The sequence below is a fragment of the Actinoplanes sp. CA-131856 genome (assembly GCF_050956135.1).
Classification (GTDB): Bacteria; Actinomycetota; Actinomycetes; order Mycobacteriales; family Micromonosporaceae; genus Actinoplanes.
Genome location: NZ_CP191849.1, coordinates 4,460,316 through 4,476,960 on the forward strand (window position 1 = coordinate 4,460,316; position 16,645 = coordinate 4,476,960).

18 protein-coding genes are annotated in these 16,645 nt (G+C 70.9%); 12 read left to right on the forward strand and 6 right to left on the reverse strand.

Features of this window, described 5'->3' with window-relative positions; genetic code table 11:
- Nucleotides 1–24: 24 nt before the first annotated feature.
- Nucleotides 25–618, forward strand: coding sequence for a TetR/AcrR family transcriptional regulator (locus ACQP2X_RS20570; protein WP_498699300.1), 594 nt, complete (start codon nt 25–27; stop codon nt 616–618).
- On the opposite strand, the gene ACQP2X_RS20575 is transcribed toward ACQP2X_RS20570, so the two are convergent.
- Complete coding sequence (locus tag ACQP2X_RS20575) at nt 615–848, reverse strand: putative antibiotic biosynthesis monooxygenase (RefSeq protein WP_498699302.1); 234 nt, start codon at nt 846–848, stop codon at nt 615–617. The genes ACQP2X_RS20570 and ACQP2X_RS20575 overlap by 4 nt on opposite strands.
- 79 nt (nt 849–927) lie before the next feature.
- On the opposite strand from ACQP2X_RS20575, the gene ACQP2X_RS20580 reads away from it, so the two are divergent.
- Nucleotides 928–1,530, forward strand: a complete 603-nt coding sequence (locus tag ACQP2X_RS20580) for a helix-turn-helix domain-containing protein (protein WP_498699305.1) — start codon at nt 928–930, stop codon at nt 1,528–1,530.
- 60 nt (nt 1,531–1,590) lie between these two features.
- Here the strand turns inward: ACQP2X_RS20580 and ACQP2X_RS20585 are convergent, their stop codons facing one another.
- Both ACQP2X_RS20585 and ACQP2X_RS20590 read right to left on the reverse strand, forming a co-directional pair.
- Nucleotides 1,591–2,787, reverse strand: coding sequence for a globin domain-containing protein (locus tag ACQP2X_RS20585; protein ID WP_498699307.1), 1,197 nt, complete (start codon nt 2,785–2,787; stop codon nt 1,591–1,593).
- Nucleotides 2,788–2,798: 11 nt separating this feature from the next.
- Nucleotides 2,799–3,218 carry an RrF2 family transcriptional regulator gene (locus ACQP2X_RS20590; RefSeq protein WP_498699308.1) on the reverse strand — a complete coding sequence of 140 codons (420 nt, stop codon included), beginning with the start codon at nt 3,216–3,218 and terminating at the stop codon, nt 2,799–2,801.
- Between the two features lie 230 nt (nt 3,219–3,448).
- On the opposite strand from ACQP2X_RS20590, the gene ACQP2X_RS20595 reads away from it, so the two are divergent.
- Nucleotides 3,449–3,922 (forward strand): hypothetical protein, encoded by a 474-nt coding sequence (locus ACQP2X_RS20595; protein WP_498699310.1) that lies wholly within the window; start codon nt 3,449–3,451, stop codon nt 3,920–3,922.
- 66 nt (nt 3,923–3,988) lie between these two features.
- A complete protein-coding gene (locus tag ACQP2X_RS20600; RefSeq protein ID WP_498699311.1) occupies nt 3,989–4,471 on the forward strand; it encodes a GNAT family N-acetyltransferase in 483 nt (160 codons plus the stop codon).
- On the opposite strand, the gene ACQP2X_RS20605 is transcribed toward ACQP2X_RS20600, so the two are convergent.
- Nucleotides 4,425–5,357 carry a helix-turn-helix transcriptional regulator gene (locus ACQP2X_RS20605; RefSeq protein ID WP_498699312.1) on the reverse strand — a complete coding sequence of 311 codons (933 nt, stop codon included), beginning with the start codon at nt 5,355–5,357 and terminating at the stop codon, nt 4,425–4,427. The genes ACQP2X_RS20600 and ACQP2X_RS20605 overlap by 47 nt on opposite strands.
- 42 nt (nt 5,358–5,399) lie before the next feature.
- Between ACQP2X_RS20605 and ACQP2X_RS20610 the strand changes: the two genes are divergently transcribed.
- Nucleotides 5,400–6,482, forward strand: a complete 1,083-nt coding sequence (locus ACQP2X_RS20610; RefSeq protein ID WP_498699316.1) for an epoxide hydrolase family protein — start codon at nt 5,400–5,402, stop codon at nt 6,480–6,482.
- On the opposite strand, the gene ACQP2X_RS20615 is transcribed toward ACQP2X_RS20610, so the two are convergent.
- Nucleotides 6,479–7,246, reverse strand: coding sequence for a copper homeostasis protein CutC (locus ACQP2X_RS20615; protein ID WP_498699318.1), 768 nt, complete (start codon nt 7,244–7,246; stop codon nt 6,479–6,481). The genes ACQP2X_RS20610 and ACQP2X_RS20615 overlap by 4 nt on opposite strands.
- Before the next feature lie 11 nt (nt 7,247–7,257).
- Entirely contained in the window at nt 7,258–7,800 is a 543-nt protein-coding gene (locus tag ACQP2X_RS20620; RefSeq protein ID WP_498699320.1) for a helix-turn-helix domain-containing protein, read from the reverse strand.
- A 102-nt stretch (nt 7,801–7,902) separates the two neighbouring features.
- On the opposite strand from ACQP2X_RS20620, the gene ACQP2X_RS20625 reads away from it, so the two are divergent.
- From ACQP2X_RS20625 to ACQP2X_RS20655, 7 genes are read left to right on the forward strand one after another with little or no spacing between them, the layout of a single operon-like run.
- Complete coding sequence (locus ACQP2X_RS20625) at nt 7,903–9,108, forward strand: MFS transporter (RefSeq protein WP_498699321.1); 1,206 nt, start codon at nt 7,903–7,905, stop codon at nt 9,106–9,108.
- Complete coding sequence (locus ACQP2X_RS20630; RefSeq protein ID WP_498699323.1) at nt 9,101–12,694, forward strand: nitrate reductase subunit alpha; 3,594 nt, start codon at nt 9,101–9,103, stop codon at nt 12,692–12,694. Before ACQP2X_RS20625 ends, ACQP2X_RS20630 begins: the two co-directional genes overlap by 8 nt.
- Before the next feature lies 1 nt (nt 12,695).
- Complete coding sequence (gene narH, locus ACQP2X_RS20635; protein ID WP_498699324.1) at nt 12,696–14,336, forward strand: nitrate reductase subunit beta; 1,641 nt, start codon at nt 12,696–12,698, stop codon at nt 14,334–14,336.
- The gene (gene narJ, locus ACQP2X_RS20640) at nt 14,333–14,902 is read left to right on the forward strand and encodes a nitrate reductase molybdenum cofactor assembly chaperone (protein WP_498699326.1); all 570 of its coding nucleotides are present in this window, start codon (nt 14,333–14,335) and stop codon (nt 14,900–14,902) included. Before narH ends, narJ begins: the two co-directional genes overlap by 4 nt.
- Nucleotides 14,899–15,606: a respiratory nitrate reductase subunit gamma gene (narI, locus tag ACQP2X_RS20645; protein ID WP_498699328.1), complete on the forward strand. Its 708-nt coding sequence runs from the start codon at nt 14,899–14,901 to the stop codon at nt 15,604–15,606. The genes narJ and narI overlap by 4 nt, the downstream gene beginning before the upstream one ends.
- 47 nt (nt 15,607–15,653) lie before the next feature.
- The gene (yiaA, locus tag ACQP2X_RS20650; RefSeq protein ID WP_498699329.1) at nt 15,654–16,100 is read left to right on the forward strand and encodes an inner membrane protein YiaA; all 447 of its coding nucleotides are present in this window, start codon (nt 15,654–15,656) and stop codon (nt 16,098–16,100) included.
- A gap of 36 nt (nt 16,101–16,136) precedes the next feature.
- Nucleotides 16,137–16,622 (forward strand): hypothetical protein, encoded by a 486-nt coding sequence (locus tag ACQP2X_RS20655; protein ID WP_498699331.1) that lies wholly within the window; start codon nt 16,137–16,139, stop codon nt 16,620–16,622.
- Nucleotides 16,623–16,645: the final 23 nt, after the last annotated feature.

Below are 16,645 nucleotides of genomic sequence, written 5' to 3' on the forward strand. Positions count from 1 at the left end.
ACTCTACTCCCGTAGAGTGGGGTTGTGAAGAGTGGGGACCGGCGAGAGGCCATCGCGGACGCGGCCATCGCGATCGTGGCCCGGGAGGGGCTCCGGTCGCTGACGCACCGGGCGATCGACAAGGAGCTGGGCCTGGCGACGGGCTCGACGTCGTACTACGCGCGCACCCGCCGCGACCTCCTCGAGGCCATGGTCCACCGGCTGGCGGCGCGCACGGCCGGAGACATGGCGAGCGTGGCCGACTGGGACATCACCTGGGCCCAGGGGCGGCGGCCGGTGGACGACGCCGCGGACCGGCTCGCGCGACTGCTCGACCAGTTGGCCGAGCGGCCCGGCGACCATCTGGCCCGTTACGCGCTGGTCGTGGAGCTGACCGGCGATCCCGAGCTGCACGCCGGGCTGACGAGCGCGTCGCCGGCCCGGGCCGGCTTGCTGGCCGCGGCGGCCGCGACGTTGCGGGGGCTTGGCGTCGAGGAGCCGGAACGGCACGCCCCGGCCTTGGTCGCGGTGGTCGACGGGCTGCTGCTCGACCGGCTCGCCGGCTCCGGGGTGGACCCGGCGAGCCGTCCGGACGCGCGGGAGACGATCGCCGCCTATCTGCGCGGCCTGACCCGTTAGGAGCGGCCCGCCAGCACCCGGGCCCGGAGGCGCTGCAAGGGTGGCATCAGGCCGTAGATGACGATCGGGACGGCGATCGAGGCGAAGACCAGGGTGCGGAGCACGGTCGGTGCGTCGCGCAGCAGGGGGCCGAGCAGGAACTGCAGGGCGGTGAGGGTCGGGAAGACGGCCAGCCAGATCATGACGGCCATGTGGTGACGGGACGGTGGTGGGATCCTGCGTTCGCTCATGGCGGCCAGGCTGCGCCCGGGCGTGCGGAAACGGCAAAGAATGTTGCTGGGGCTGGGACGCGGGCGTTCGAATCGGGGCATGGAACAGCCCGAAGTCGGCGCCCGCCTGCGGCGCGTTCGTCACCGTCGCGGCCTCACGTTGGCCGCGCTCGCCGGGATGACCGGCATCTCGAAGAGCACGCTCTCCCGGCTCGAGAGCGGGCAGCGGCGGCCCACCCTCGACCTGCTGCTGCCGCTCGCGCGGGCCCACCAGGTGCCCCTCGACCAACTGGTCGGCGCGCCTCCGGTCGGTGATCCGCGGGTGCGCCTGGTGCCGCGCCGGGCCAACGGGCGCACCGTCCTTCCGCTCACCCCGCACGCGGGGACGTTGCAGGCGTGGAAGGTGATCGTGCCGGCCGATCAGAACGAGCCGGATCCGCGTGTCCACGAAGGACACGAGTGGCTCTACGTGCTCTCGGGGACCTTACGGCTCGTGCTGAACGGGCGGGATCTCGTGATGCGGGCGGGCGAGGCGGCCGAGTTCGACACCCGGGTGCCGCACTGGTTCGGCAGCACGGGCGGGCAGCCGGTGGAGCTGCTCAGCATTCTGGGCCGGCAGGGCGAGCGGATGCACGTCCTGACCTCAGGCCGCCGGAGGCGGCCGGACGTTGCAGGACAGCCCGGCAGCGGGGAACGGCCTTGACCACGACGTGGCCGTTCCCCAACTCAGTCCGCCTCGGGTGAATCCCGTACCTCTGAAGCTTTAAGCCGGAACCGGCGCAGTACGCCATTGCTCCGACCCGAAGACCTCGTAGCGGATGCGCTCCTCGGGCAGGCCCCGGCGGTGAAGGGCGGAGCGGACGGCCTGCATGAACGGGACCGGGCCGCAGAGGTAGACCTCGGTGCCGGGGTGCAGGGGGATGGCGTCGGGGTCGACGCGGCCGGCGAACGCGCCCGGCGCCGGCTGCTCGTACCAGGTGAGGTGCTCGAAGGAGCGCAGGCGGTTCCCGGCCGCGGAGATCTCGCCGCGCAGCGGGTGGCGGGACGGGCTGCGGTCGGCGTGCACGACGGTGACGGTGCGGCCGGGCTGGGTGCGGGCGACCTCGTCGAGGATGGCGGCCATCGGGGTGACGCCGACGCCCGCGCTGATCAGCAGCAGCGGGTGGTCTCCGTCCTCGGGCAGGGTCAGATCGCCGTACGCCTGCGAGACCGTCAACTGGTCGCCGGGGCGGACCACGTCGTGGATCCACCCGGAGACGACGCCGTCCGGGCTGCCGGCGACGCCACGGACGCGGCGGACCGTGATGCGCAGGGTGCCGCCGTTCGGCGCCTGGGACAGCGAATATTGGCGCAACTGACGGCTGCCGTCGGGCAGGGTGGCGGCGATCGTCACGTACTGGCCCGGGCGGTACCGCGGGACCGGCGCGCCGTCGGCCGGGGTGAGCAGCAGCGAGACGGTGTCGTCGGCCTCGGCCACCTTGTTGGCCACGACGTAGGTGCGCCAAGGGTTTTCGCCGTCGACGCCGGCCGACGCGTAGACGCGCGACTCGATCCCGATGAGGCGGACGGCGAACAGCCAGTAGACCTCGTCCCACGCGGCGGCGATCTCGGGAGTGACGGCGTCGCCGAGAACGGTGCCGACGGCGCCCAGCAAGTATTTGCCGACCATCGCGTACTGCTCGGGGCGGATGCCGAGAGCGCAGTGCCGCTGGGCGATCCGGTCGACGACGTGCTCCGGCAGCGGGGCCTCGCCGATCAGGTGGGAGGCGAACAGGGCGACCGCGCCCGCCAGGGCCGACTTCTGCTCGCCGGTGGCCTGCGCGCTGCGGCTGAACAGGTTGAGCAGCTCGGGGTTCTCGCCCAGCATCGTGTCGTAGAAGACACCGGAGATCTGGTCGATGTGCGCGCCGACGACCGGCAGGGTCGCCGCGACGATCGGCGCGCTCTTTGCTGACAGCACGAGGTTGCTCCTTACAGGTTGACCAGGATCTGATACGTCGGCGGCGAGGTGAGGTCACCGACGCTGAGGGGGTCGAGCGCCGCGTAGAAGGCCTCCTGCGCCTTGCGGAGCGCGCCGCGCAGGCGGCAGCCCCGGCTCAGCGGGCAGGCGGTCTCGCCCTCGCAGTCGACGACCTCGGTGGCGCCTTCCAGTTCCCGCACCACGGCCCCGATCGAGGCGTCGCGGGCGGCGGCGGCGAGGCGGACACCGCCGTTGCGGCCGCGGACGGTCTCGAGCAGCCCCATGTGCTGAAGCTTCTGCACCACCTTGGCCAGATGGTGGCGAGGCACGTTCAGCGACTCGGCGAGGTGGTCGATGGTGAGCAGATCGTCACCGACCGCGCCGAGCATGAGGATCCGGAGGCTGATGTCAGTCGACCGGTTGAGGCGCACGAGGGAAGCGTGCCACAAAGAGGAGTCTTGGAGTCCTGTTTATGGGGATGGTCACTCCGCAAACCCTTGGAGGTACGCCTTCTCGAAGAGCCCCGGGGGCAGGGGACGGCCGCCGTCGTGGTCCGGGCCGTCTCCCGCCGCCGGGCTGTCCTGCAACGACCGCGAGCCTTCGGCCCGCTGGCTTCACCCCTCGCCCCGCCCCACGGGCGACGCTGGCTAGGATCCGCGCTGTGCGACTCCCCGACGTCATCCCGATCAAGTACGAGCCGGACTACCGCACGAGCCGCATCGGACGGCGTACGGGCGGACAGTTCTTCGCTGACGTCACCGGCGCCTACCAGGAAAACGTCAAGCCAGGTCACGACTGGCGGAACCAGCAGCGGATCTACGCGGTGCTCCATCTCTTCGACGAAATCGGGCACCACACCGGCTCGCACCTCCGGTTCACCGGCGTCAGCGGCGACAGTCCCGCAGCCGTCGAGGCCGCCGAGCAGGTCCTGTCGGACTGGCTGGACCGCCTCGAGGCGGTCACGTACGGCAATATCGCCATCCGCCCCTTCCGGGTCGAGTTCGACGACGTCGTCTTCGGCCTCATCGACGAGACCACCGACGACCCGGACGAGGGCCACGGCGGGCCATGGGCCGAGCTCTACCCACAACGGCTTGGGTTCCACGAGCCATGGAACGGCGAATACGACACCTAGGACGCTGGGAGGGGCCGGTTCGAGTCCGGCCGCCAGTCGAGAGCCACCCTGTGTTTTCCTCTCGTGGTGGAGACGTGGGATGACGACGGGGTTGTCGCGCTGCGGCCGTGGAGTGTGGACGATGCCGAGTGGTATGCGGCGGCCGCCGGGGATGAACTCATTCAGCGGTTTACGTCGGAACCGGCCGCCGTCAGCGTGGAAGCGCTGCATAAGGCCATCGAAGCCGGGCCGCGCGGGTTTCTCATCGCCGACTCGGTGACCGGGGAACGGCTGGGCAACATCGCCCTGGGTGAGGACGGGGACGTCTCCTACTGGCTGGCCGCGCCGGCGCGGGGGCGTGGGGTTGCCACCCGGGCGCTTCGGCTGTTCGTGGAGTGGGCGTTCGGGCGAAGCGGGCTGGACGAGCTTCGGCTGTGGACTCATGCGGGCAACACCGCGTCGCGGGCCGTGGCCGAGCGGGCCGGGTTCGTGCGGGATCCTGAACGGGACCGGCGGCGGCGGGTCAAGGGGGAGTGGTGGCCGACCGTGGCGTATCGGCGGCGGCGGTGACCGCGGCGTAGCGGGCGGCCAATGCCCGTACAGCCGCAAGAAGCTCTGGCGCGTCGACCACCTCGAAGTCGGCGCCCAGGAAGCCCAGCCACAGCGCCAGCGTCTCGGGGCTGTCCGAGCCCGGGGTGAAGGCGCAGCGGTCCCCGGCCAGCGGCTCGATCTCGGTGGCGATCGGCAGGCGGGCGCGGACGTGTGCGGCCGGCGCGTGGACGATCACGCGGGCCCGGTAGTGCCACGTGGCCTCCTGGAGACCGCGGGCCACGTCCGGTGACGGTGGCACCGGGCGCGGGGTGAACCGCGGGCCGTTCGGGATGTGCAGGGTCATCCGGTCGGCCCGGAAGGTGCGCCAGTCGTCGCGGGCCGGGTCCCAGGCCAGCAGATACCAGCGGCGCTGGTCGTGGACCAGGCGGTACGGCTCGGCGTCGCGACGGCTGACCAGGCCGGCGTGGTCGCGGTAGTCGAAGCGCAGCCGTTCGTGCTCCTGACAGGCGTACGCGATGCGGGTGAGCACGTCCGGGTCGACCGGCGGGCCCGGGGACGGCAGGAGCAGCGTGGCCGACTGCACGGCCCGGACCCGGTGGCGCAGACGGGAGGGCAGGAGCTGTTCGAGCTTGGTCAGCGCGGCGCCGCGCAGGTTGACCGCGACGGCCACCGCCTCGTCGCCGTCGAGCAGCAGCGGCGGGAGGGCCGGGCCCGTACCCAGCCGGTAGCCGCCGGCGACGCCGGGGCGGGCGTCGACCGGATAGCCGAGTGAGCGCAGCCGGTCGATGTCGTGGCGGATCGTGCGCGTGGTGACGCCGAGCCGCTCGGCGAGCGAGGGCCCGGTCCAGTCGGGGCGCGACTGCAGCAGGGACAGCAGGCGCAGCAGCCGGGCGGCGGTGTCCATTTCAGGAACCTAGCCTTCCGCGATTGTCTTTAGCGTCGGCTCATGGACACCTTCCGGATCGAGATCGCACAGACCGACGTCGATGACCTTCACGCGCGCCTGGCCCGGACGCGATGGCCCGGCGACGGCTGGGGCCGCGGCATCGGCCTGGCCGAGGTGCGGGAGCTGGCCGGTTACTGGCGGTCCGGCTACGACTGGCGGGCCGCCGAGCGCCGGCTCAACGAGCTTCCGCAGTTCGTCACCGAGATCGACGGCCAGCGTGTGCACTTCGCGCACGTTCGCTCATCGGCGCGCGACGCCAAGGCGCTGATGCTCACGCACGGCTTCCCGAGCTCGTTCGCCGAGTTCGAGGAGCTGATCACGCTGCTGCCCGACTTCCACCTGGTCGTGCCCTCGCTGCCCGGCTACACCTTCTCGGCGCCGCTGGCCGGGCCCGGCTGGACCATGGCCCGGATGGCCGGGGCCTGGAAGACCTTGATGGAGCGTCTGGGGTACGACCGGTACGGCCTCCACGGCGGCGACGTAGGAGCCGGAGTCTCGGGTGCCGTCGCCGGCATCGACGGCGACCACGTCATCGGCGTGCACGTCTGCACGGACCCGGTGACCGCCGCCGCGACCGCCACCTTCATTCCCGGCATGGCCGACCGGCTCGACCCGGACGATCCGCTCGACAAGCTGATCCGCGAGCGCATGGACGCCTTCACCCACGAGGACTCCGGCTATCTCGCCATTCAGAACACCAGGCCACAGACCATCGGGTACGGCCTGACGGACTCACCGGTGCTGCAACTGGCCTGGATAGCCGAGAAGTTCGCCGAGTGGACCGAGCGCCTGGTCGACCGCGACCGCCTGCTGACGAACGTCTCCCTCTACTGGCACACCGCCTCCGGCGTGACCGCCGCCCACACCCTCTACGAGCAGGCCCACTCCACCGACTGGGGCAGCCCGCCCGCCGTCCCGCAGGCGTTCGCCGTCTTCGGCGCCGACGACACCGTCCGCAAGCTGATACCCACCCCGCCCGGCACCCGCTGGACCGAGTTCGCGCACGGCCGCCACTTCCCGGCCCTGGAGGCCCCGGCCGACCTGGCCGAGGACCTGCGCGAGTTCTTCCGGGAGCTTGACTAGGGGGCGGACCGGATCGCGGCGAGTAGGGCGGTCGCCAGGCCGAAGTCGGTGGTCTCGCGGCCGCCCGGGCCGGCGGGGGAGGAGGTGCCGAGGCCCACAGTGAGGTCGTCGGGGATCACGCGCTTGGCCGAGGCGTGGATGGCGGGGACGCCCGTGCGCAGCAAGGCCGGGATCAGGTCGAGGGTGACGCCGCCGCCGGCCATGATCTCGATGCGGCCGGCGGCCGTGGTGGTCAGGGCGGCCAGAGCCGGCAGGGCGTCGCCGACCGAGGTGGCGCCGGCGGAGGTCAGGATCCTCCGTACGCCCAGGGCGGCCAGGGTCTCGACGGCCGCGGCCGGGTCGGTGAGGGTGTCGAAGGCCCGGTGGAAGGTCACGGGGGCGTCGCCGGCGGCGTCGAGGACGCGCTTGACCAGGTCGGTGTCGACGGTGGCGTCGCGCACGCCGCCGACGACCACGCCGGTGGCGCCCGCGAGCAGCACGTGGCGTACATCCCGCAGGATCGTCGCCGTCTCGGCCGGGTCGTAGGTGAAGCCGCCGGGGCGCGGGCGGACCAGCACGTGGACCGGTGGGATGCCGGCCGTGGCCACGGCGGCCTCGACGAAGGCCAGCGACGGGGTCACACCACCGAGGGCGAGGGCGGAGCAGAGCTCGATGCGGTCGGCCCCGATACGGGCCGCCACCTCGAGGCCGTGAGTGTCCTGGACGGCGAGCTCGAAGGCGACGGGGCTCAGGGCGGGCTCCTCGGGACGAGAAATGGGAAACAAACCTGATTATTTCATGCGGGGAGATGGACCACGCACGCGCCGGGTGCGGCGAACGGCTCGAGGACCACGTCGTCCGCTTCGCCCAGTACGCCCTGGATGATCCCGGCGTGCAGCCCGCACATGCCGTCGGGGTAGCGGTGGACCAGGTCCAGGTACGGGCAGGCGTGCAGGTCGATCCGGCGCTCCGCGCGCGGAGCGGGGGCGAAGCCGAGCGCGTCGAGCACCGCCGGCAGCCCGCCCCGAGCGGCCAAGGAACGGCCCCAGCGGCGGCCGGCGCCGACGCTGGCGGCCCGGTCGTCGCCCACCTGGTCGAGCAGCGCTCGCAGCAACAGCGAGTAGAGGTTGCCCGGTGAGGGGGTCAGCGCCCGGTACCGCCAGGCCGGCCGGTACGGGACGCCGCCGCTGGCCCGGGCCTTCACCAGGCGGCCCTCGGCGACCAGGCCGTCGAGCTGACTGCGCACCGTGGACGGTGGCCGACCGACGCGGGCGGCGACCTGCGCCGTGGTCAGGCCGAGGGCGGCCTCCTGGACCACGCGCAGAACGGGGGACTCCATGGTTCTGACCGTATTCCCAGGGCCGGGAACGGCCAACAAAGAGGACTTTGGTCCCTAATTTCGGGGGGTTGTACGACGGCCGCGCCTGTTCTGATATGAGGCATGCAGGCGTCCCGTACACCGGCTCGCGGTCTGCTGCTGGCGGTCGCGACCCTCGGCTTCGTCGTCAACTCGTGGGCGTGGGCACTGCTGAGCCCGCTGGCCCCGCGTTTCCAGGCCGCGCTCGAGCTCGACTCCACCCAGCAGGCCCTCGTGGTGGCCGTGCCGGTGGTCGTCGGATCGCTCGGGCGCATTCCGGTGGGCGCGCTCACCGACCGGTTCGGCGGGCGGGTCATGTTCCCGATCGTCTCGCTCGCGACGGTGGTGCCGGTGCTCTATCTCGGGCTGTCCGGCACGACGTCGTTCGCCGGGCTGCTGATCGGCGGTTTCTTCCTCGGCGTCGGCGGCTCGGTCTTCGCGGTGGGCGTGCCCTTCGTCAACGCCTGGTTCCCGCCCGAGCGGCGCGGGCTGGCCGTGGGCGTCTTCGGGGCCGGGATGGGCGGCACCGCGGTCAGCGCCCTCACCACGGTCCGGCTGGTCGACGCGGGCAGCATGAGGACGCCGTTCCTGGTTTCGGCGGCCGTGCTCGTGGTGTACGCCTTCGTCTCCTTCACGGTGCTCCGGGACGCCCCGGGACGGCCGGTGCCGACTGCGCCGTTCACCCAGCGCCTCGCGGCGACGCTGCGGCTGCGCGTGACGTGGCAGGCCTCGGCGGTGTACGCGGTCGCGTTCGGCGGCTACGTCGCGTTCTCCGTCTACCTGCCGGCCTATCTGAAGACCGCCTACGGTCTCACGCAGGCCGACGCGGCCAACCGGATGGCCGGATTCGTGCTGCTGGCCGTCGTCATGCGCCCCACCGGCGGCTGGCTCTCCGACCGCTTCGGCGGCGTGCGCGTGCTCGCCGCCGCCCTCTCGGTGGTCGTACTGGGCGCTGTCGTGCAGGCCTTCACCCCGCCCCTGATGCCGCTGGGCACCATCGCCTTCCTGGCCATGGCGGCCGCGCTCGGCGCGGGCAGCGGAGCCACCTTCGCGCTCGTCGCGGTGATGGCGCCGGCCAGCCAGGTCGGCTCGGTCACCGGCGTGGTCGGCGCGGCCGGCGGGCTCGGCGGTTTCCTTCCGCCTCTGGTCATGGGCGGGCTGTACGAGGCGTACGAGTCGTACGCGATCGGCCTGGCCCTTCTGGCCCTGGTCGCCCTGGCCGCCATGACGCTGACGGTGACCGCGATAGCGAGGACAACCCGCACCGAGGGAAGGGTCAGGAATGCCTGAACTGGACGACGCTCTGGTCGGCACGCGCCGCTTCTTCACCCGTGGGGAGGTGTCGGCCGACCATCGCGCCCTCTTCCAGATCGGCGGCAGGCAGGCCGACACGTTCTACCGCGACCGGTGGTCGCACGACAAGGTGGTGCGCTCCACGCACGGCGTCAACTGCACCGGTTCGTGCTCCTGGAAGGTGTACGTCAAGGACGGCATCATCACCTGGGAGGCCCAGCAGACCGACTATCCGAGCGTCGGGCCGGACAGCCCGGAGTACGAGCCGCGCGGGTGCCCACGGGGAGCCGCGTTCTCCTGGTACACCTACTCGCCGACGCGCGTGCGATATCCGTACGTCCGCGGGGTCCTGCTCGAGATGTGGCGCGAGGCGCGGCGGCGGCTCGGCGACCCGGTGGCCGCGTGGGCCGAGATCACGGGCGATCCGGTGAAGGCGCGCGCCTACAAATCGGTGCGGGGCAAGGGCGGGCTCGTGCGGGCCACCTGGGACGAGGCGACCGAGATGATCGCCGCCGCCCACGTGCACACCATCAAGGAGTACGGGCCGGACCGGCTCGCCGGGTTCTCCCCTATCCCGGCCATGTCGATGGTGTCGCACGCGGCCGGCGCCCGCTTCTACAACCTGCTCGGCGGGGCCATGCTGTCGTTCTACGACTGGTACGCGGACCTGCCGGTGGCCTCGCCGCAGATGTTCGGCGACCAGACCGACGTTCCCGAGTCGGGCGACTGGTGGGACGCCGGCTACCTCATCATGTGGGGCTCCAACCTGCCGGTGACCCGCACGCCGGACGCGCACTGGATGGCCGAGGCGCGGTACCGCGGGCAGAAGGTCATCGCGGTCGCGCCCGACTACGCCGACAACGTGAAGTTCGCCGACGAGTGGCTCGCCCCGGCCCCGGGCACGGACGGCGCCCTGGCCATGGCGATGGGCCACGTCGTGCTCAAGGAGTTCTTCGTCGACCGGCAAACCGGCTATTTCCTCGATTACGTACGCCGGTACACCGATCTGCCGTTCCTCGTGACGCTCGACAATGGACGCCCGGGGAAGATGCTCACGGCGGCCGACCTCGGGCAGGAGGTGGAGAACGCCGCCTTCAAGACCGTGGTGCTCGACGCCGGCGGCACGCCGGTGGTGCCGAACGGGTCACTCGGATTCCGGTACGGCGAGACGGGTGCCGGGAAGTGGAACCTCGACCTGGGCGAGGTGTCGCCGTTGCTGAGCGCGGCCGGCGCGGGCGTGGCCGAGGTCGAACTGCCGCGCTTCGACACGCCGGACGGGTCGGCCGGCACGATCCGGCGCGGCGTTCCGGTGCGTCTCGTGGCCGGGCGGACGGTCACCACGGTGTTCGACCTTCTGCTGGCGCAGTACGGCGTCGGGCGGCCGGGCCTGCCCGGGGAGTGGCCCAGCGGCTACGACGACGCGGATTCGCCGTACACGCCGGCCTGGCAGGAAACCATCACGGGTGTGCCGGGACCGGCGGCGGCCCGCATCGCGCGGGAGTTCGCGGCCAACGCCGAGGAGTCCCGTGGCCGCTCGATGATCATCATGGGTGCGGGCGCCAACCACTGGTTCCACTCGGACACCATCTACCGGTCGTTCCTGACGCTGACGACGCTGACCGGATGTCAGGGCGTGAACGGTGGCGGCTGGGCCCACTACGTCGGCCAGGAGAAGGTCCGCCCGATCACCGGCTATTCGGTGCTGGGGACCGCCTCCGACTGGACGCGGCCGGGGCGGCAGATGATTCAGACCGCCTACTGGTATCTGCACACCGACCAGTACCGCTACGACCCGTTCTCCGCCTCCACCCTGTCGGTGGCGAAAGGCTTCGCGGACAGGACGACAGCCGACCTCATCGCCGCGAGCGCGCGAATGGGCTGGATGCCTTCGGTGCCACACTTCAACCGCAACCCGCTCGACCTCGCGGACGAGGCCGCGGCGGCCGGCGAGCCGGTGGCGGACCACATCGTCAAGAGTCTTCAATCGGGGGACCTCCGTTTCGCGGCCGAGGATCCGGACGCGCCCGAGAATTTCCCCCGGGTGCTGACGATCTGGCGGGCCAACCTGCTGGGTTCGTCGGCGAAGGGCAACGAATACTTCCTGAAGCATCTCCTGGGAGCGGACCACGCCGTACGAGCGGAACAAGCGCCGATGTGGCACGGGGAAGCACCCACCGGCAAGCTCGACCTGCTGCTGACGCTCGACTTCCGGATGACCTCGACGACCGTCTACTCCGACATCGTGCTGCCCGCGGCCACCTGGTACGAGAAGCACGACCTCAACACCACCGACATGCACCCGTTCGTGCACTCGTTCAACCCGGCCATCGCCCCGCCCTGGCAGACCCGCACCGACTGGGACGCCTTCATGACGATCGCCAAGGCGTTCAGCGCCATGGCCGGCGAGCATCTGGGCACCCGCACCGACGTGGTGGCCGCGCCCCTGCTGCACGACACCCCGGACGAGATGGCCAACCCGCACGGCCGGGTCATGGACTGGAAGAACGGGGACTGTGAGCCGATTCCCGGCCGGACCATGCCGAAGCTGGTGACGGTCGAACGGGACTACGGGGCGATCTACGACAAGATGTCCTCGCTCGGTCCGCTGCTCGACACGCTCGGCGCCACCACCAAGGGCGTCACCTTCGAGGTCGGCCGGGAACTCGACTATCTGCGCCACAAGAACGGCACGGCCCCGAACGGGCGGCCGTCGATCGCCCGGGACGTGCAGGCGTGCGAGGCGATCCTCGCCCTCTCCGGCACCACCAACGGTCATCTGGCCACGCAGGGCTTCCGGCAGCTGGAGAAGCGGACCGGCGTGGAGCTGGCCGACCTCGCGGCCGAGCACGAGGGCAAGCGGATCACCTTCGCCGACACGCAGTCGCGGCCCACCCCGGTCATCACCTCGCCCGAGTGGTCCGGCTCCGAGGCCGGCGGCCGGCGCTATTCGCCGTTCGTCATCAACGTCGAGCGGCTCAAACCCTGGCACACGTTGACCGGCCGGCAGAGCTTCTACCTCGACCACGACTGGATGGCCGAGCTCGGCGAGTGGATGCCGACCTATCGGCCGCCGTTGAACATGCACGCGCTGTTCGGCGAGCCCAAGGTGGGGGAGAAGGGCGAGCTCGGCATCGCCGTGCGCTACCTGACGCCGCACAACAAGTGGTCCATCCACTCCGAGTATCAGGACAACCTCTTCATGCTGTCGCTCTCCCGGGGCGGGCCGAACATCTGGATGTCGGCCCCGGACGCCGCGAAGATCGGCATCCGGGACAACGACTGGATCGAGGCGGTCAACCGCAACGGCGTGGTGGTGGCCCGGGCCGTCGTCTCGCACCGCATGCCCGAGGGCACCGTCTACATGCACCACGCGCAGGACCGGCTCATCGACGTGCCGCGCACCGAGACGAACGGGCGGCGCGGCGGCATCCACAACTCGCTCACCCGGCTGCTCATCAAGCCGTCGCACCTGATCGGCGGCTACGCCCAGCTGTCGTTCGCGTTCAACTATCTCGGCCCGACCGGCAACCAGCGCGACGAGGTCACGGTCATCCGCCGCCGGTCCCAGGAAGTGGAGTACTGAGATGCGCGTGATGGCCCAGATGGCGATGGTGATGAACCTCGACAAGTGCATCGGCTGCCACACCTGCTCGGTCACCTGCAAGCAGGCGTGGACCAACCGCGGCGGCGTCGAGTACGTCTGGTTCAACAACGTCGAGACGCGGCCCGGGCAAGGCTATCCGCGCCGCTACGAGGACCAGGAGACGTGGAAGGGCGGCTGGGCTCTCAACCGTCGCGGCAAGTTGAGACTCAAGGGCGGCGGCCGGTTCAAGAAGCTGCTGACCATCTTCGCCAACCCCAAGCTCCCGGCGATCCAGGACTATTACGAGCCCTGGACGTACGACTACGAGACGCTCACGAACGCACCGCTGCAGGAGCACACGCCGGTGGCCCGGCCCAAGTCGCTGCTCACCGGGCAGGACATGAAGGTCCAGTGGTCGGCCAACTGGGACGACGACCTGGGCGGCTCGATCGACCACGGCGACAAGGACGTGCTGCTCAAGGGCATCGCCGGCAAGGTGAAGTTCGAGTTCGAGCAGACCTTCATGTTCTATCTGCCGCGCATCTGCGAGCACTGCCTCAACCCCTCTTGCGCGGCCTCCTGCCCGTCCGGCGCCATCTACAAGCGGGCCGAGGACGGCATCGTCCTGGTCGACCAGGACCGCTGCCGCGGATGGCGGATGTGCGTGTCGGGCTGCCCGTACAAGAAGGTCTATTTCAACCACCGCACGGGCAAGGCGGAGAAGTGCACCTTCTGCTTCCCGCGCATCGAGGTCGGCATTCCGACCGTGTGCTCGGAGACCTGCGTGGGACGCCTGCGCTACATCGGCCTGATGCTGTACGACGCCGACGCGGTCCTCGCGGCGGCCTCGGTGCCCGGCGACCACGACCTCTACGAGGCCCAGCGGAAGGTCTTCCTCGACCCCGGCGACCCCGCGGTGGCGGCCGAGGCGGAGCGGGCCGGCATCCCCCGGGACTGGATCGAGGCGGCCCAGCGGTCGCCGGTCCACGCGCTCATCAACAAGTACAAGGTGGCGCTGCCGCTGCATCCGGAATACCGCACCATGCCGATGGTTTGGTACATCCCGCCGCTGTCGCCGGTGGTCGACGTCGTGCGGGACACCGGATACGACGCCGAGGACCGGGGGAACCTGTTCGCGGCGATCGAGGCACTGCGCATCCCCGTGGACTATCTGGCCCAGCTGTTCACCGCCGGCGATCCGGCGCCGGTCGACGCGGTGCTGCGCCGGCTCGCGGCGATGCGGTCGTACATGCGGGATCTCAACCTGGGGCGCGACGCGGACGACAGCATTCCGGCCGCGGTCGGGATGACCGGCGAGCAGATCTACGACATGTACCGGTTGCTGGCCCTGGCCAAGTACGACGAGCGCTACGTCATCCCGCCGGCCCACGCGGAACAGGCGCACTCGCTGGAGGAGCTGGCCACCGAGTGCAGCCTGGACTACGAGGGCGGGCCGGGGATGGGCGGCTCGGGGCCGTTCGGCGAGTCGTCGGGCGGGCCGCAGCCGATCGCTGTGGAGAACTTCCAGATGCTCAGGGACCGGCAGACCTCCGACGCCCTGAGCGGGCGGGTCAACCTGCTCAATTGGGACGGGCGGGGCCGACCGGATGGCCTGTTCCCGCCGCGCAAGGACGAGCGGTGAACGCCCGCGCGTGGCAGTCGCAATCGCTCCTGCTGGGCTATCCCGACTCCGCCCTGCTGGAACGACTGGATCTCCTCGCGTCCGTGGCGTCCACCTTGGACCGTTCGACCGGCGCACCGTTGCTGCGTTTCGTCGAGCACGCCCGGAACACGCCGCCGGTCCAGCTGGCGGCCGACTACGTCGCCACCTTCGACCAGCGCAAGCGGTGCTGCCTCTATCTCACCTATTACGCGTACGGCGACACGCGCAACCGGGGGATGGCGCTGCTGAAGCTCAAGCAGGCGTACGCCGCGGACGGGCTGATCCTGGGCGACGACGAGCTCTCCGACCACCTGTCGGTGGTGCTCGAGTACGCCGCCGCCGTGCCGGACAAGGGCCGCGCGCTCCTGGCGGACCACCGGGCCGGCCTGGAGCTGCTGCGCCTGGCCCTGCGTGACATGCGATCCCCGTGGGCGGACGTCCTCGAATCGGTGTCGGCGACGCTGCCACCGCTGCGCTCCATGTCCGAGGTCGCCAAGCTGGCCGCACAGGGGCCACCCGAGGAGAAGGTGGGCACCTACCGATGAACACGCTGCACTTCGTCGTCATCCCGTACATCTGCCTCACGGTCTTCGTCCTGGGGCACGTGTGGCGCTACCGCTACGACAAGTTCGGCTGGACCACCCGCTCGTCGCAGCTCTACGAGCGGCGGCTGCTGCGGATCGGCAGCCCGCTGTTCCATTTCGGGATCCTGCTCGTCGCGCTCGGCCACGTCGGCGGCCTGCTGATCCCGGAGTCGTGGACCGGCGCTGTGGGCATCAGCGAGGCCGCCTATCACTTCGTGGCCGTGGCGCTGGGCACCGTGGCCGGCTTCTGCACGCTGTTCGGTGCGGCGATCCTGATCTACCGCAGGCGTACCACCGGCCCGGTCTTCTCGGCCACGACGGTGAACGACAAGGTGATGTACGTGCTGCTCATCGGCACCATCTGCCTCGGGCTGGGCACGACGGTGCTCGGCAACCTGACCAGCGAGCCGCACGACTACCGGCTCACGGTGTCGCCGTGGTTCCGTTCGATCTTCTACTTCCAGCCGGACAGCGACCTCATGGCGCGGGCGCCGATCGGCTTCAAACTGCACGCGCTGTCGGCGTTCGCGCTGTTCGCCTTCTGGCCGTTCAGCCGGCTCGTGCACGTCTTCTCGGCGCCGCTGGGCTACCTCACCCGGCCGTACATCGTCTATCGCAGCCGCGACGCTTCGCCGGCCCGGCGTCGATGGGACCGGGCGCTTTAGGTACCCGTACTCATCCGCCCGGGGCGGCGGTCCGGAAGGCTGCTGCCATGACAATCGCACCCGCTTCGCCCGGCAAGCCCACCGCCGCCTTCGTCGGCGCGTCGTGGGCGGCACTCTTTCTCGGGATCATCTCGTACGCCGTCGGACTGTGGAACGCCTCGATGACGCGCAGCGAGAAGGGTTTCTACGCGGCCGTCCTCGTGCTCGGCCTGTTCGCGGCCATCTCGCTGCAGAAATCGGTGCGTGACAAGGCCGAGGGGCTGCCGGTCACCGCGCTCTACCTGGGCCTGGCCTGGGCCGTGGTCGGCGCCTCGATCCTCATGCTGGCCATCGGGCTGATCAACAGCGGCATGGCGCTGAGCGAGAAAGGCTTCTACGGCCTGTCGTTCGCGATGGCCGTGTTCGCGTCGGTCGCCGTGCAGAAGAACGTGCGCGACGCCCTGCAGTACCGCCCCTCGTACGTTCCACCGGATCATCTCACCCGCGGCGCATGAAGACGCCGGTCGTGGTGACGGCCAGGCTGTGACGTCATGGACGCGATCCTGGGCACCCTGACCGAGGCGGAGCTGGCGCTGGTCCGCGAGGCCGCCCCGAAACGCCTGAAGAAGCTCGACGAGGACGCGCTGATCGAGCTGCACGGCCGGGTCCGCCGGGCTCGGAACAAACAGGTGAAGAACTATCGCCGCCGCGCCGCCGAACGCGTCCCCGAGACCGGCGGCCGCGGCAAGGCGTACGACCGCAATGCCCGCCGCCGCGCCAAGGCCGAGGTCTTCGAAGAGCTGTTGTCCCAGGTCAGCGCGCGCCTGGCCACCCTGGCCCACGAGGCCGCGGAGGCGCTCAAGGCGGAGCGGGAGGCCGAGGCGGTGGCCCGGGCCAAGCCGCCGCGGCCCTCTCGGGGCAAGAAGCCGCGCCCGCAGCGCGTCGACAACCGCCCCGACACCCCGGATCTGCGCAAGCGGCACGCCTCGACGCGGGCCGTGGTCGCCCGCAAGCAAGCTCGCAAGGACAGCCGTTAGGGCGGGCCGGCCCGCCGCCGCAC